The organism is Photobacterium sp. DNB22_13_2 (genome assembly GCF_052873915.1).
This window is the reverse complement of the sequence record NZ_JBNNXU010000007.1, coordinates 16288-32216: the sequence shown is the minus strand read 5'-3', so window position 1 is coordinate 32216 and position 15929 is coordinate 16288. Positions and strand designations below refer to the sequence as shown.

Sequence of the window (15929 nt, the reverse complement as noted above, 5' to 3'; positions counted from 1 at the left end):
CTATTCCCCTAGATAAACCCGTTTCACTTCAGGATGGTTTTGTACTTGGTCCATCGTGCCTTCTGCCAATACATGGCCTTGGTGAAGAACTGTCACATCACTGGCAATCGAACGGACAAAGTCCATATCATGCTCAACGACAACCACGGAATGCTTACCTGCCAACGAATTCAATAACTCCGAAGTTTTATCCATCTCTTGGTGGGTCATCCCCGCTACAGGCTCATCGACCAGCAACAGCTTGGGGTTCTGCATTAGCAGCATGCCAATTTCCAACCATTGCTTTTGGCCATGGGACAAATTTCCGGCCAATAAGGCGGCGTGATCTGCCAAGTTAATTAACACTAAAACAGACTCGATCTTGTCCTTCTGCTCTGCTGTTAGCTTGGCTCTAAATGTCGCCCAAACCGTCCGAACTCCCGACATCGCCAGCTCTAGGTTCTGCCAAACTGTCAGGCACTCAATCACGGTTGGTTTTTGGAACTTCCTGCCGACGCCGGCATTGGCAATCTGCGATTCATTCATTGCCAACAAATTGATATTTGACCCGAGCCACACCTGACCGGAATCCGGTGTCGTCTTACCGGTGATAATGTCCATCATGGTGGTCTTTCCGGCACCATTCGGCCCGATAATGCAGCGCAGCTCGCCCTCGCGGATATACAGGTTGAGATCGTTAATGGCTTTAAAACCATCAAAGCTCTTATTGACGCCCTCGACATAGAGCAAAATGTTATGCCTGGTATCTATCAAGGGATGCTCATCAGGGACAAGAAATGAAAACGTTTCATCTCGTTTGGTCATCTCTTGGGCAAAAGTGCCGAGCTTCTTTGCCGTCTCTAATACTGTCATGACACTACCTCATTAACGCCGCACTCTTGTTGGGGTTTTCCTGATTGCGAGGAGCCCCCTGACTGCTGAGACACCTTCCCATGTCTTGTCTGACTCACACGAGCGGTTATGTCAGATACAAATCCAATCACCCCTTTTGGGAAATACATGGTGGAAAGCACAAATAAGCCCCCCAGAGCAAACAACCACACTTCTGGGAATTCGACCGTAAACCAGCTTTTGGCATAGTTGATAATTAGGGCTCCGATGATGGCCCCGAACAACGTTGCCCGACCGCCAAGAGCGACCCACACTACAACCTCAATCGAATTGAGTGGTGCAAACTCACCCGGATTGATAATGCCAACTTGCGGTACATACAAGGCACCGGCAATCCCCGCAATAACGGCAGACAGTACAAAGATCCACAGTTTAATTCCATCGACGTCGTAGCCCATGAAACGTGTCCGCGACTCGGTATCACGGATAGCCAAGGCGGCACGTCCCAAACGGCTACTGACAATGGTTCTGCACACCACGTAGCTCAAAGCCAGCGCCAATCCAGTGCAGACAAACAACGCCACTTTGGTTGTATCTTGTTGCAAGCTATAGCCTAGAATATCTTTAAAATCGGTTAATCCGTTGTTCCCGCCAAAGCCCATTTCGTTGCGGAAGAACGCCAGTAACAGGGCATAAGTCAGGGCCTGAGTCATGATCGACAGATACACTCCTGACACCCGTGAACGAAAAGCTAGATAACCAAAAACATAAGCGAGAAGACCAGGAACTAACACCACCATCAGGCAAGCGAGCCAGAATTGATCAAAGCCCTGCCAGAACCATGGCAACTCCTGCCAGTTCAAAAACACCATAAAATCAGGCAACACGGGATTGCCATATACACCCCGATCACCAATTTGGCGCATCAAATACATCCCCATGGCATATCCGCCTAGGGCAAAGAACGCCCCATGGCCCAAACTCAGGATCCCGAGATAGCCCCACACCAAATCGACCGCAAGAGCAAGCATGGCGTAACTAAGGTATTTCCCCATCAGAGAAATAGTGAAGGTTTCGATATGTAGAGGGTGACCGACTGGCAATAACAGATTTGCCATCGGGACTAAAATGACGGCAGAGATCAGTAACGCGAGGATGATCTTGCCGCCCCGATCTTGTCCCAAGGCCGAAAGAATAATTGATTTAGACTGCATCAAGCGCTCCTTAGCTTTCAGCCGCACGGCCACGTTGCGGGAATAACCCACGAGGACGTTTCTGGATAAACAGGATGATAAAGACCAGCATCAGGATCTTGGCCAATACCGCACCTGCCCACGGTTCCAGTAACTTGTTGAACAGCCCAAGTCCTAAACCAGCAACCAAGGTGCCCCACAGGTTTCCGACCCCACCAAACACCACCACCATAAATGAATCGATGATGTAGGCTTGACCCATATTTGGCCCAACATTCGTCAGCTGTGACAACGCAACGCCTGCGACACCCGCCACACCAGAGCCCAGCCCGAACGTCAGGGCATCAACCCGCTCGGAGCGGATCCCCATCGCCCTAGCCATTGCCCTATTTTGGGAAACCGCCCGCACCTGCAGCCCCAAAGGCGTGCGCTTCAAGATCATAACCATCGAAATGAACACCAAGGCGCAAAATAAAATGATATATAAGCGGTTATAGGTCAGTGACAGCATTGGGTTCAGCTCCCATGCCCCCGCCATCCAATCGGGCGTACTGACAGAACGGTTAAGCGGAGAGAAAATCGATCGTACCGCTTGCTGGAGGATCAAACTGATCCCGAACGTCGCCAATAACGTTTCAAGTGGCCGACCATAGAGATGCCTGATCACACTCCGTTCAATCGCTATCCCTACCAGCCCAGAAATGATGAAAGCCATTGGAATGGACAGCAGCAATGCAACGCCGACTTGTTGCGGGAAAAGCTGCTGCATCACATAAGTGGTGTATGCGCCAATCATGATTAGCTCACCATGGGCCATATTAATGACCCCCATCACCCCAAATGTAATGGCCAAACCTATTCCGGCCAGCACCAATACAGAACCTAAACTAAGGCCGAAAAAGACTGTCTCGACACCGGAATAAAGCTGCTGGCTCTGGTGGTATTTTGCCAAGCCTCTTTCGACAGCAGCCGAAAGTTCAGGAGCCAATGATTGTGGCTGCAATTTATTGAGGGTTTGCAACACAATGGCTTGTTTGTATTCAGACAAGGTGTTGACAGCTCCAGTTCGCACTGCCGTTGACGCACTGCCATCTAACGCAGTACTGACCGACAGCGCTAATTGCAGCCTCTCCTGTATCTTGGTATCCGACTCAACGTTCAACTGTGCAGCAAGTCTTTTAATGATTTCATCATCAGTTTGGCCAAGCAACCCATCTACTGCTTGTAAACGGATTGCCGCATCAGGCGAAGTCAGCCCCAAAGAGGCCAGTTGCATCCGAATAATGCTGCGCAACTTATTATTCACCCGTACCTTGGCAAAGTCGCGCGAACTCGAAACAACCAATTGCGTTGAATCCCAAATGCTATCGGCTTGCTTTCCGTTTTTTCCTGCGATGATAAAGAGCTGCTGATAATCTTCACTCTTCTTGTTCTTGAAATAGAATAGGTTGCCTTCCAACCAAGCCCGAAGAATAGGCTTTGCTGTTTCAGCAGGCTGGTTATCGACTAGCCACTCAATGGCGATTTCCTTATCTTTGTTATTTTTCCCAATCAATACCTGATCAAATTCATCTGTCGAACTGACCGAAGCAAACGCCATGGGAGTACACAACAAGAGAACAATGAGCGCTTTAACAAACTTCATTAAAGGTGTCATTTCTTGTGTCCTTACTGGCAATAAACAACTTCCAACGCGGGTAAATGAAATACCCACCGAAAATAGCGCTTCAGCCTAAACCTGAAGCGCCATCAATAAGAGGCTAAATCTCCTAAAACAATGCGTTAATTAGCACCTGAACACTTCTTGGTTTCTGTATTGAAGGCCCCGCAAGAGAAAGGCTTTGACCAGCTGGAATATAGCTTGGCTGATTCAGGTAGGTACTTAGACCATGCATCTCCCGCTACCAGACCCGTGGTTTCCCACACCACATCGAACTGGCCATCATCTTGGATTTCGCCGATCAACACTGGCTTAGTGATATGGTGATTTGGCAGCATGGTTGAGTAGCCACCTGAGAGGTTTGGTACTGCAATCCCGATAAGGGCATCCTGTACCGCTTCAGGCTCGGTGGTACCGGCATTATTTACCGCCTGTACCCACATGTTAAAGCCGATGTAGTGAGCTTCCATTGGGTCGTTAGTCACACGCTTGTCACTTTTGATGAACGACTGCCAACCATCAATGAACTCTTCATTCTGATCGGTATCGACACTCATGAAGTAGTTCCATGCTGCCAAGTGGCCAACAAGCGGAGAGGTATCCATACCTGATAGTTCTTCTTCACCCACAGAAAACGCGACAACAGGGATATCTTCAGAGGAGACACCTTGGGCACCTAGCTCTTTATAAAAGGGAACGTTCGCATCACCGTTAATGGTGGAGACCACGGCGGTTTTCTTACCCGCAGAACCAAACTTCTTGATATCAGACACAATTGACTGCCAATCAGAGTGGCCAAACGGGGTGTAGCTGATCATGATGTCTTCATCGGCGACACCCTGAGCTTTTAGGTAAGATTCGAGGATCTTGTTGGTGGTACGGGGGTAAACATAATCAGTTCCCGCCAGCACCCAACGCTCTACTTCCAGCTCATCCATCAAGTACTCAACGGCAGGGATAGCCTGTTGGTTAGGTGCGGCACCAGTATAAAAGACGTTTTTCGATGACTCTTCACCTTCGTACTGCACCGGGTAGAACAAAATACTATTGAGCTCTTCAAATACCGGCAGCATTGATTTTCGCGAAACCGACGTCCAACCACCAAAGACTACATCCACTTTTTCCTTTTCGATTAGCTCACGGGCTTTTTCAGCAAATAACGGCCAGTTAGAGGCCGGGTCGACAACAACGGCTTCCAGTTTCTTGCCTAACAGACCACCTTTTTTATTTTGCTCATCAACCAGCATCAATACAGTATCTTTCAGCGTGGTTTCACTGATCGCCATGGTACCTGACAGTGAGTGAAGCACCCCGACCTTGATCGTCTCTTCGGCCGATGCAACAGCTGAAAGTAGCGATAAACTCAGGCCAAGCGTGGCTAGATTCAGTTTGGACTTCGTGGTCATACTTAACATCTCCGTTGTAATAAACATTCATAAACACCCAATCAAAATCGGTGCCAAAACGACCAGCCGAACACAAACAAAATTAAGTTGCTGATTTTTATAAATTAAATTTATTATGATAATTTGAGTTATTAAGATTAGAAAAATACCTTGAGCACATACTGGTGCAAAAAAACAACACTTGCCCCATAACAGTGATGAGCGATTAAAATTTGAATCAAATCGGGGCAAGAAAGAGAATTAAATGGACTTTTTGAGGAATGTAAACACAAATAACCACCAACGAGATATTTAACCCTAGCTTATTGGTTAATTCACATTTGAATGGGTGTTTTATTTCGAAAATAAAAAGCCCCAGTCGCTTTATCACTGCATAAACAGTCGCGACTGGGGCTTATCTTTTAAAGGCTGACTTATTATTTGTGTTTAACCGAAATCACCAGAGATATAGCAACGGGTACGGTCTTCCTTCGGTGCGTTGAATATTTGGTCTGTCTTTCCAAACTCCGTCAACTCACCTAGATACATGAAACCGGTGTAGTCGGAGATACGCATCGCCTGTTGCATGTTGTGGGTAACGATCACAATAGTGTATTTCTCACGAAGTTCGGTGATCAGCTCCTCAATCGCTGCTGTTGCAATTGGGTCAAGCGCCGAAGTCGGTTCATCCATCAGAATCACTTCCGGTTGCAGTGCGATGGTACGAGCAATACACAATCGCTGCTGCTGGCCGCCAGACAAACCGCTTGCATCAGCGTGCATCTTGCCTTTCACCTCTTCCCACAAATGGGCACGACGCAGAGCCTTCTCGATACGGGTATCGATTTCCTCTTTGCTTAGGCTTCCTTTCATTTTCAAGCCAAACTTCATGTTGTCATAAATAGACATCGGAAACGGAGTTGGCTTTTGAAAAACCATGCCGACTTTTGAGCGCAGTTCATTGAGATCCACATTACCCAGAATGTCTTCACCATCAAGCAAGATCTCACCTTCCGCCCGCTGTAAGCCGTATAGATCATAAATACGGTTCATGGTACGCAGTAGGGTTGATTTACCACAACCCGACGGACCGATCAGCGCAGTCACACGGTTGTTAAAAATCGGTAGATTGACGCTTTTGAGGGCCGCCTCACCCGTGCCGTTATAAAAGAAGCTAAGATCACGCACATCCATTCGATGTTTCAGCGCTACATCCGCACTGGCAGCCTTGTCACAAACTGGTGCTGTCATGGTGTTAATCGCTGTCGCTGTCATGCTCTTCTCGCTTTAATCAATTTTGGTAATGCGGTCGCGGTAATGTTGACCAATAAAATAAAACCGGTGATGAGCAAAGCGCCAGCCCAAGCTAGCTCCTGCCATGAGGCGAATGGGCTCATCGCATACTGGTAAATAGTGACAGGCAGGTTTGCCATTGGCTTACTAAGATCTGTCGTCATGAAATTACTGTTAAGTGCAGTAAACAGCAGGGGCGCGGTTTCACCTGAGATACGGGCAATCGACAATAGGATCGCGGTTACAATACCCGGCCCCGCAGCACGGTAGCCAAGCTGAGTGATCACACGCCATTTTGGCACCCCCAAACCACTACCCGCTTCTTTTAGCGTTGGCGGCACTAGACGTAGCATCTCTTCGGTTGAAGATACGATGACTGGCAATGCCAAGATTGCTAAGGCAATTGCCCCAGCCCAGCCAGAGTATGAACCCGCCGGCACAACAATAAGGCCGTAAACAAACAGACCGATAAGGATTGAAGGCGCACTCACCAGCATACCATTCAAGAAACGCAGGGTTTCAGCCAACTTGTTGCCTTTCTCAGCTTCTGACAACCAAGTTCCTGCCAATACGCCCAAGGGCGCAGCAATAAGGATACCCAGAGCGGTCAAAACCAAGCTACCGTAAATGGCATTTTTCAAGCCACCTTGACTACCAGGCCCCGGCGTCAACTCGGTAAATACCGCCATATTCAGACCTGAAATGCCTTTTGACACCAAGGTGTACAAAATACTGGCCAGAACGACGATCCCGAGCATAGAAGAAGCAATACAAAATAGCTTAAACAATAGGTTTTTTAGCTTTCTCATTTCGACGCCCTCATTAGGTAACGCGCAGTTCCCATGACCACCAGCGTAATGGCGAACAACACCAGACCTAGACCAATCAATGATGAAATATGCATAGGGTTAGTCGCCTCGTTGAACTGCTGGGCGATGGTAGATGAAATCGAGCTCGCCGGCATAAACAAAGACGTTTCGATACGATTGGCCCCACCGATCACAAATGCCACGGCCATGGTTTCACCAAGCGCGCGCCCAAGCCCCAAGATACCGGCACTGACCACTGCACTTTTAATTTTTGGCAGCAATACCCGGGTGATCACTTCATAGGGAGTCGCACCCACACCATAAGCCGCTTCACGCAATACATTCGGAATTGACTGCAACGCATCGCGCGTCAGTGCCGTCACAATCGGCAAGATCATGAACGATAAAATAATCCCGGCAGTCAGTAAGCCAATACCTATCGGCGGCCCATCAAACCACGGTCCAATCAGTGGCAGCCCGACCAAATGCGTCGTTGCCCACATTTGAAACCCTTCAGAGAACCACGGCGCAAAGACGAACAACCCCCACATACCGTAAATAATACTCGGCACTGCGGCGAGCAATTCGATTGCCTTGCTAACCGGTAATGCAATCCCGCGTGGCGCTAGCTCAGCAAGGAAAATTGCCGTACCAATAGCGACGGGGATCGCGATAGTCACTGCAATCAACGACGTGACCAAGGTACCGTAAACCGCTGCTGCCGCACCGAAGTCACTATTTACTGGATCCCAAACATTGCGGAACACAAAGCCTGGGCCAAATTCAGAAAACGCCTTCCAGCCACCGTCAATCAGAGAAAGTACGATGCCTACCAAGGTAAAAAATATTATTGCCGCACTGAACAGGCTAATTCGGTTGAAGAGTGAATCTCCATCCAGTTTTGGCTTAACTATAGTCATTAACATAATAAGTACAGCCGCTGCCCACCGAAATGGACAGCGGAAAAATTGGTGGAATAAAATTACTTGATGAAAGGCGCACCGTTAGACGTAAAGCCCTGTGACCATTCGCTGTTTACCATTTCCACTACAGACTCAGGCATTGGGATGTAATCCAAGCCTTCAGCCATTTCGCCACCGTTCTCGTAGCTCCACTGAAAGAAATCAACAATAGCCTGTGCTTTTTCAGCATCTACCTGATCTTTATGCATCAGGATGAAAGTGGCAGCCGTCATCGGCCAAGATTCTGCACCTGGCTGGTTGTTAAGAAGTAAACGAAAGCCTGGTGCATTTTCCCAGTCAGCGTTCGCTGCAGCAGCTTGGAAGGTGTCCATAGTAGGCTGGAGGAACTTGCCATCTGCACTTGCCATCTGGGTGTGAGCCATGTTGTTCTGCTTCGCGAACGCATACTCAACATAACCGATTGCACCGCGGGTACGGCTTACGAAGTTAGCAACACCTGCATTACCATTACCACCGATAGTAGTTGCTTCACGCGGCCAAGTAATATCAGAGTTTGCGCCGATGTTCTCAGCCCATTCCTTGCTTACGAGAGACAGGTAATCGGTGAAGTTGAACGTCGTACCGGAACCATCAGAACGGTGAACAACATAAATCGCTTGGCTTGGCAGGTTGATACCTTCGTTTAACGCAACGATCTGTTCGTCGTTCCACTGCTTAATCTTGCCCATGTAGATATCAGCCAATACTTCACCAGTAAGCTTAAGCTCACCCGGGTCGATACCCGGTACGTTAATAACAGGAACAATAGCGCCCATTACCATAGGAAACTGAAGCATGGCTTCATCATTAAGCTGATCGATAGTCAAAGGCGCATCCGTTGCACCGAAGTCGACGGTTTTGGCCGTGATTTGACGGATACCACCGCCTGAACCGATAGCCTGATAGTTAATCTGCACGCCGGTTTCAGCACTGTATTCCTCAGCCCATTTTGCATAGATTGGGTGAGGGAACGTGGCACCTGCACCATTGATCGTTGTATTTGCCGCAGCACTAAATGACGCTGCCACCAGTGCAGAAGAAACCAAAGCGGTTTTGATTAGTTTCACAATCTTATCTCCGATTATATTGTGAGGTTACGAATGACTTTTCGAAATAAATTGATACCGAATTAAGTGCAGGGCTAAGGAGGAATCCCCAGCGCCCGCAAGGTCGTTCATTCAAAGCCCTACTGGCAATATCTTTTTAAGAATTATCATATTCAAACTTGTGGTGTGGAGATTAAATTTATAATATTTCACTTTTATTACTTTCTCTTTTACAAAGACAAAAATAAAAAAGATTTATCATTGCCTAAATATTCTGTGAAGAAAAATTCACAGATTTCTTTATCACCCACATTTTTGTAACTGGATATACCATCTGATAGGTACATCATTGATTGAAACCATCATCTCGCTTAAGATTAGCGAATGGAAAATTTATCTGTATTTATCATCTACCTCATATATGGCTTAGCTTTCTTTGCCATCGGATTTTCAATAACATTCAGAAACTTAAAGCTTAGCCGTTTGCAAATAGCGACGGCTCTCCCTACCTTGGCCTTATTTGGTTTCATCCATGGCTTGCACGAGTGGTCCGAGCTTTACCTCATACTTAATGAAAATACACTAAGCAAAGTCATTCAAATAGAAGCATTTAAAGTTGTCAAACTTTGGATATCTTTCATTGCATTAGGTGCATTTGCTTGGAAAATGTTAGACGTTGTACAATGGAATTATAAGAATCATGCAAAAAGAGTCATTATTGCCACTCTTGTTATATTTTCTTTATTTTTAATTAACAACTATCACTCATTACCTACTAGTACTTTTTTATATAATAGTGCAAACCAAATAAGATGGGTGTTTGGTTTTGGTACCGGGTTGCTATCGGGCTATTGTTTATTTATTTATGGTCAACAACTTAATAATAATCAGCCAAGTTCAGGCTCTTGGTTCCAGCTTACCGGTTTTGCCGTTATTATTTATGGGATCGCAGCTGGTTTGTTATTAACATCATACGGAATTTGGGTACCCATAGTTCGCACCCTGTGCGCGATTGCAATTTCAATAACCCTATGGCGGGCTTTAGTCGTCTTCGATTTAGAGCGTCACCGTCAAATAAAAGCCCAGCTTCAGCAATCACTACAACACGATAAGTTCAAGGAGCTCGGCGAACTCACTTCAGCCATTGCCCACGAAATCAAAACACCGTTAAGTAGTGCTATTGTCTGCTGCGATCTGCTAGAGCGCCAACTTCCTGAAGATAACGAAAATGCCCACCGCCAACTCAACCGAATTCGGAACGGGATGGAGAAAGCAGCCAACATCAGCCATGAAGTACTCAATTATGCCCACCAGCGTAAGCCAACTTATACCAATATCCACCTTGCCGACTTAGTAAATGATACGCTGGATATGATGTCACACCGACTGGCTCACTTTTCGGTGGCGATGAGTGTGCCTGAAAAGCTTTGCCTTGAAGGTGATCATACTCAAGTTCAGGAGTTGTTTATTAACTTACTAAACAATGCCATTGATGCCAGTAGTAACGGTGGCATTATCGCCATCAACGCTAATCAGTTAGGTGAACATGTCCTGATCCGGGTAACAGACAATGGACCGGGCATGAGTAATAATGTCATCGCGTCAGCAACAAAACCTTTTTATACCACCAAGCCAGCCGGGAAAGGCACCGGTTTGGGGCTTTCAATTTGCAAACAGATCACCAGCCAACACCAAGGTCAATTATCATTTAAAAATACCGGTAACGGCTTGTGTGTTGAAATAGAGCTACCTAAGGAGCAATTTTGAATTTATCCCTGCTACTGGCCGAAGATGACGACAACTTGCGTGAAGTATTAGTAGAAGCGTTAACCCTCGAAGGATTCGATGTCAGCGCTTGTGAAAGTGCCGAAAAAGCATTGGAACTTGCCAGCGAGCAACATTTTGATTTAGCCCTGTTTGATGTGGTCATGAGTGGACTTACAGGTATCGAGGCCATGACAACGGTACGACGCCAGCAACCGCATATCGGCATTATCATCACCACGGCATTTGCCACAGTCGATGTCGCAGTGGATGCGATGAAAAAAGGGGCTGATGAGTTCCTGACCAAGCCATTCAACCTTGCAGCTCTGTCGGTCACACTCAAGCGGGTCCATGCCCAGCGTTCGCCCAAATCGCCTATCGAAGAGCGGACTAACGATCAGGTATTCTCTGCGCTCGCCAACCCTATCCGTCGCGCAGTCATGCAACAGCTTAGCCTTCACCAGCAGTTAAAGTTCATGGATCTCTGTCGCTTGGTCGGAATAGAAGATCACACTAAGTTTAATTTCCACCTTCGCCATTTGGTCAATAGTGGATTGGTGATAAAGAGTGAAGGCCGAGTCTATGCCCTAACGTCAAAAGGCAGGGAAATACACAGCAGTATGTTGAGATAGAGATTAACCATTGAGAAATCCCCCTTCCATCTAGATCAGCTGGAAGGGATTATTCTGGAAATGAATCGTCGCAAGTAACAATAGTACCCGCTAGCTACACAAAGCTTGCTGTAAATCTGCGATCAGATCATCGGCATCCTCGATACCCACTGACAAACGCAAGGTTTGATAATAGATACCCATTTTTTCACGCTCGGCTTCTGGTACACCGGCATGAGACATCGTAGCTGCATGGTTGATCATGCTCTCTACCCCACCTAGTGACTCCGCCAACATGAAATACTGCAGCTTGCCGACAAACTGTTTCACGGCCTCCTCATCGCCTTTCAAACGTACCGATACCACCGCACCGCCAGTGCGCATCTGCTTTTGGCATAACGCGTGCTGAGGGTGGGTTTCAAGGCCAGGATAGTAAACCTGCTCAATCGTCGGTTGTTGCTCCAGCCACTTCGCGACCTTGAGGGCATTGCTGCATTGCCTTTCCATCCGGATATCCAAGGTTTTCAAGCCCCGCAACGCCAAGTAGGAATCAAACGGTGAGGCAATCGCCCCGACCGTGGTTTTGCAGCGATCAAGTTGCTGTGCCAGTGTTTCATCGGCAGTGATCAGCGCCCCGCCAATCAGATCCGAGTGCCCGCCAATATATTTGCTAGTAGAGAGCATCACAATATCCGCCCCTAGCGCGAGTGGTTGTTGATTCCACGCAGTAGAGAAGGTGTTGTCGACAATCGAAATCAGATCACGCTGCTTGGCCATTTGGCAAATTGCTTCAATGTCCACCAGCTCAAGCAGTGGATTAGTTGGCGTTTCAATCCAGATAAACTGGGTATTCGATTGCATGCAGGCTTCGACCGCAGCCAAATCATTGAGATCGACATAACTAAACGACATGCCTGAGGTTCGGCTGCGCAAGGTTTCAAACAAGCGATGGGTGCCACCGTATACACTCAACATCACTATCGCATGGGAATCCGCAGGAAAAAGTTCGAGTGCCAATGCTGTCGCCGACATCCCCGATGCAGTGGCCGTGGCATACACACCACCTTCCAGTTCTGCCAGCGCACTTTCATAGGCACTCCGTGTCGGGTTATCACAACGTGAGTAATTGAAGTCGCCGAACTCACCAATATTAGACTGAACAAAGGTACTGGCAGTCGTTATTGCGGGAAAAATAGGGTTGGTCTGCTGGACCGTTTGCTCACCACTATGAATGACTCGGGTTGCAAACTTTTGGCTTTTCATCTGGATTCCTTGTCTCACCGGAAGTATAAGGAGTCAGTGTAGCAAGTCGCTGCTGATTTTTTGTTGAATCCTGTTGAAAGAAAGAGCAACAGCCTGCTATTTATGCAACTTTCCAGAACACTTGGGAAAAGCGATAACCAATCCCCTCTTTATGCAGTATTCCTTTTTTAATCAAGCCTTTAATTTCTTTACCAACTGTATTACGAGACATATTTAAAAGAGATGCCAATGCCATTATGTTAATAGGAATCATGCCTCCATCTGTCACTTCACTAATTGCTAATAGGGCTTTCTCTATTTTATATTGAGCATCCTTCTCACCTCTGAGGTGAAACAATGTATGCGAAAATCGCTGTTTTTTTGCCAGTGCCACATTCAGCATTTTAGAAAAATTAGTGTTCACTTCCATAAGTTCGCTAACAGCATGGAATGGTAGGATAACGACCACTGAATCCGTCACTGCTTTAACATCAGTATGGCTCTCACCACCAAGAAAATATTGGACTTCATTAAGCATGATGCCGGGAGTTATCAAATTATAGAATAGACAGTTATTCTCTTTATTTGTCGGGAATATACCGAAAACACCACTTAAAGGAATGGCAATATAGCCAGCCCTCTGATCTTGATAGTACAGGTAACTCCCTTTATAAATTTTCCTTACTTTCCCTGTATCCAGAAGCTGTTGGGCCAGTTCACCATCAATGTTGTATTTATTTATCAAACAATGGAGGGTGTCCATCAAAGCCTCCATAATGGAAAGAATGTTTACCCTGAATACCCGAAATAGTCTAATTCAAATAACAAGCGTATTACATCGCTAACCATTTATATCTTTCATAAACAACAGTTATAAAATCTCCCCAGCTGAGCTCAAGTTACAGGATTAAAACCTCACATAACAATAAAGTAATCAAGTACATCCTTACCCAGTTCACTCTGGTTGTATGAATTCAATGACTTTTTATTTACCTCTCAAAATACACAATTGATTACAAATACAGCTGTAATTGCAATGGCGTATGCACTGGCAGTGCATAACTGCATTTGTCGCGATGGTAAATTTCACCTAATTCATTGCCGCTCTAAAAAGAAAATTATTATGAAAAAATATATTATTACTGCAGCTATAATTTCTGCAGTTAGCTTTACAGCCAGTGCTAATAATAATGACGAAATACAAGACATGTCTGATCCCCTTGCGGTGTTTACCCAAGTCGGAGCCGGATATACCGATAAAGGCCTGAATCTAAAGTTTGGCCAGACCTATGACACCGGTAGCCCGACCACCGCAGGCATGAACGTACTTGAACTGAAAGGTGCTATGGGTGACACGCTAGGCTGGCGAGATAGTGCTAATGACAGTATAGATAGCATTCGTTTTCGTAACTTCGGGGTCGATCTAACCAACGGTCGAGGCCGACAGGTAGATGTGAACTATGACTTCAACACGGAAGCCGGTTCTGTCTCATACAGTTTCATCCAAGCCCTTCCGGCATTTGGCCCGGTGCAATTTTTCCCACTTGGTGGAGTTGGCGCAGCATTTGGCAATAATAGTGTATTCACCGAGACAAGTGGTTACTCAGTACCGGGCACCTTTGCCGTAGTGGGTACATACGGTAAGTTCACCATCAATGACAACATCTGGTTGAACTACAACCCAATGTGGATGACCACCCTATCTGGCTCTGACCCCTATAAAAATAATGCGTATGGTGAAGGAAACTCCAATATCCTCGCGCATGAGTTTGCCGCTTCATATCAATTTAATCCGCGCTTTAACGTACGTTATTTCGCCAACTGGACTGAATACACCGACCTCAAAGATGGTGATCACCGTATTGAGTTCAACTACCAAATTTAATCATTCTTTTAAACGTTGCCTTTAGGCCGCATTTTTCATATTTAGAACCCGTTTATTTCACTTAATAAACGGCACTTCTCTATATCGAGCTTTATTATGAAAAAACATGCTCTAGCTTTACTTTTAACTTCTCTCTTTTCTTCTGGCGTGATGGCCGGTGGAATTTTACTCCATGAAGTTGCCACATTTGATAGTGTCTCTTCAGCTGGTGTCGCCAACCCAACCAACCGAAATGATGCCAGTGCGGCAATAACCAGCCCTGCGGGTTTAACCGCCATTAAAGATTCGAGTTTTTCTCTTGGCCTACAATATATCGACGCCTACTCAGAGCATAACGGTCATGGCTCAACGGGTAGAGAGCTTCATGCTTCAGGTGAAAACAAGACCCTAGCCCCTAGTCTCGCCTATGCTAAGCGAGTTAACGAACAATGGGTATTAGGTGCCTCGCTGCATGCCGATGGCGGCTTGGGTATGGATTACACCAACGGCCTGTCCGGCTTCAATCTTTATGACACCATGGCCCAGGAAGCGGTAAACATTCACCTTGCTGCAGGATACCAAGTTAACAACCGTCTCTCACTCGGCGGTGCTGTCGTCGTACAGCACTTGATGACGTCTGTCGATGCATCTTTTGGCGATATAAAAATTGAAGGTGAAGCCAACTCGACCGCAGCCAGCTTCATTCTATCGGGTATGTATGATCTCACCGACAATACCTACCTCGCAGCCAACTACAAACACCGGGTAGACCATACCGATGAAAATATTGAACTCAAATCAGGCGATATAAAAACCACACTTGCCAATGATGTCACCTGGCCTTCAAGGTTGGATCTGGGTATTCATCATCAAATTAATGACCAGTTGGCAGTCAAAGCCATGACTGGTGTGGAATTTTGGTCTGACTTTGACCAAGATGGCGATCTTAAAGATGTCTACAGCGTGGGAACCGCTGTCAGCTATTCCCAAGACAATTGGGAGTACCAAGCAGGGGTTCGCTACGACTCAACATTACAAAAAAGCTCGGTGGTTTCACCTGAACTTGCCGTCGGCAAAAACTGGGCTGTCGGCCTCGGTGCGGAGAAGACACGCTCAAATGGCCACCGGGTTGGCCTTGCCTACGAGTTCCGTGATCTAGGCGAGCATGATGTCAGTTACTCCAATGGATTCACCGGAAAGGTTGACGATCAACGATTGCATATCCTCAGTTTAAGCTACGCATACTGAGTATCAGCGGAGAAATCACGA

Annotated in this window: 14 protein-coding genes; 4 read left to right on the top strand and 10 right to left on the bottom strand. The window is 46.6% G+C overall.

Translation table 11 applies throughout. The features are described from left to right. The 8 genes from urtD to pstS form a co-directional block, all read right to left on the bottom strand. The gene (gene urtD / locus ACVA58_RS12290) at positions 1–852 is read right to left on the bottom strand and encodes an urea ABC transporter ATP-binding protein UrtD (protein WP_446510730.1); all 852 of its coding nucleotides are present in this window, start codon (positions 850–852) and stop codon (positions 1–3) included. Next, a complete protein-coding gene (urtC, locus tag ACVA58_RS12285; RefSeq protein WP_446510729.1) occupies positions 849–2045 on the bottom strand; it encodes an urea ABC transporter permease subunit UrtC in 1197 nt (398 codons plus the stop codon). Before urtC ends, urtD begins: the two co-directional genes overlap by 4 nt. 10 nt (positions 2046–2055) lie before the next feature. Beyond that, positions 2056–3681: an urea ABC transporter permease subunit UrtB gene (gene urtB / locus ACVA58_RS12280; RefSeq protein ID WP_446510728.1), complete on the bottom strand. Its 1626-nt coding sequence runs from the start codon at positions 3679–3681 to the stop codon at positions 2056–2058. A gap of 125 nt (positions 3682–3806) precedes the next feature. Further along, positions 3807–5090 (bottom strand): urea ABC transporter substrate-binding protein, encoded by a 1284-nt coding sequence (gene urtA / locus ACVA58_RS12275; protein ID WP_446510727.1) that lies wholly within the window; start codon positions 5088–5090, stop codon positions 3807–3809. A 426-nt stretch (positions 5091–5516) separates the two neighbouring features. Then, positions 5517–6320: a phosphate ABC transporter ATP-binding protein PstB gene (pstB, locus tag ACVA58_RS12270; RefSeq protein ID WP_446510979.1), complete on the bottom strand. Its 804-nt coding sequence runs from the start codon at positions 6318–6320 to the stop codon at positions 5517–5519. Between the two features lie 20 nt (positions 6321–6340). Then, on the bottom strand, positions 6341–7171 hold the full coding sequence (gene pstA / locus ACVA58_RS12265; protein WP_446510726.1) for a phosphate ABC transporter permease PstA: 831 nt from the start codon (positions 7169–7171) through the stop codon (positions 6341–6343). Further along, on the bottom strand, positions 7168–8091 hold the full coding sequence (gene pstC / locus ACVA58_RS12260; protein ID WP_446510978.1) for a phosphate ABC transporter permease subunit PstC: 924 nt from the start codon (positions 8089–8091) through the stop codon (positions 7168–7170). Before pstC ends, pstA begins: the two co-directional genes overlap by 4 nt. A gap of 62 nt (positions 8092–8153) precedes the next feature. After that, complete coding sequence (gene pstS / locus ACVA58_RS12255) at positions 8154–9200, bottom strand: phosphate ABC transporter substrate-binding protein PstS (protein WP_446510725.1); 1047 nt, start codon at positions 9198–9200, stop codon at positions 8154–8156. A gap of 363 nt (positions 9201–9563) precedes the next feature. Here pstS and ACVA58_RS12250 point away from each other — a divergent pair, with 363 nt between their 5' ends. After that, complete coding sequence (locus ACVA58_RS12250; protein WP_446510724.1) at positions 9564–10946, top strand: sensor histidine kinase; 1383 nt, start codon at positions 9564–9566, stop codon at positions 10944–10946. Then, complete coding sequence (locus ACVA58_RS12245; RefSeq protein ID WP_446510723.1) at positions 10943–11575, top strand: response regulator; 633 nt, start codon at positions 10943–10945, stop codon at positions 11573–11575. The genes ACVA58_RS12250 and ACVA58_RS12245 overlap by 4 nt, the downstream gene beginning before the upstream one ends. 90 nt (positions 11576–11665) lie before the next feature. On the opposite strand, the gene ACVA58_RS12240 is transcribed toward ACVA58_RS12245, so the two are convergent. Together ACVA58_RS12240 and ACVA58_RS12235 are read right to left on the bottom strand one after the other, a co-directional pair. Next, positions 11666–12817, bottom strand: coding sequence for a trans-sulfuration enzyme family protein (locus ACVA58_RS12240; protein ID WP_446510722.1), 1152 nt, complete (start codon positions 12815–12817; stop codon positions 11666–11668). A 100-nt stretch (positions 12818–12917) separates the two neighbouring features. Then, complete coding sequence (locus tag ACVA58_RS12235) at positions 12918–13559, bottom strand: Crp/Fnr family transcriptional regulator (protein WP_446510721.1); 642 nt, start codon at positions 13557–13559, stop codon at positions 12918–12920. Positions 13560–13913: 354 nt separating this feature from the next. On the opposite strand from ACVA58_RS12235, the gene ACVA58_RS12230 reads away from it, so the two are divergent. Beyond that, a complete protein-coding gene (locus ACVA58_RS12230; protein WP_446510977.1) occupies positions 13914–14681 on the top strand; it encodes a hypothetical protein in 768 nt (255 codons plus the stop codon). A 96-nt stretch (positions 14682–14777) separates the two neighbouring features. After that, on the top strand, positions 14778–15908 hold the full coding sequence (locus tag ACVA58_RS12225; RefSeq protein WP_446510720.1) for an OmpP1/FadL family transporter: 1131 nt from the start codon (positions 14778–14780) through the stop codon (positions 15906–15908). The last annotated feature ends 21 nt before the right edge of the window (positions 15909–15929 follow it).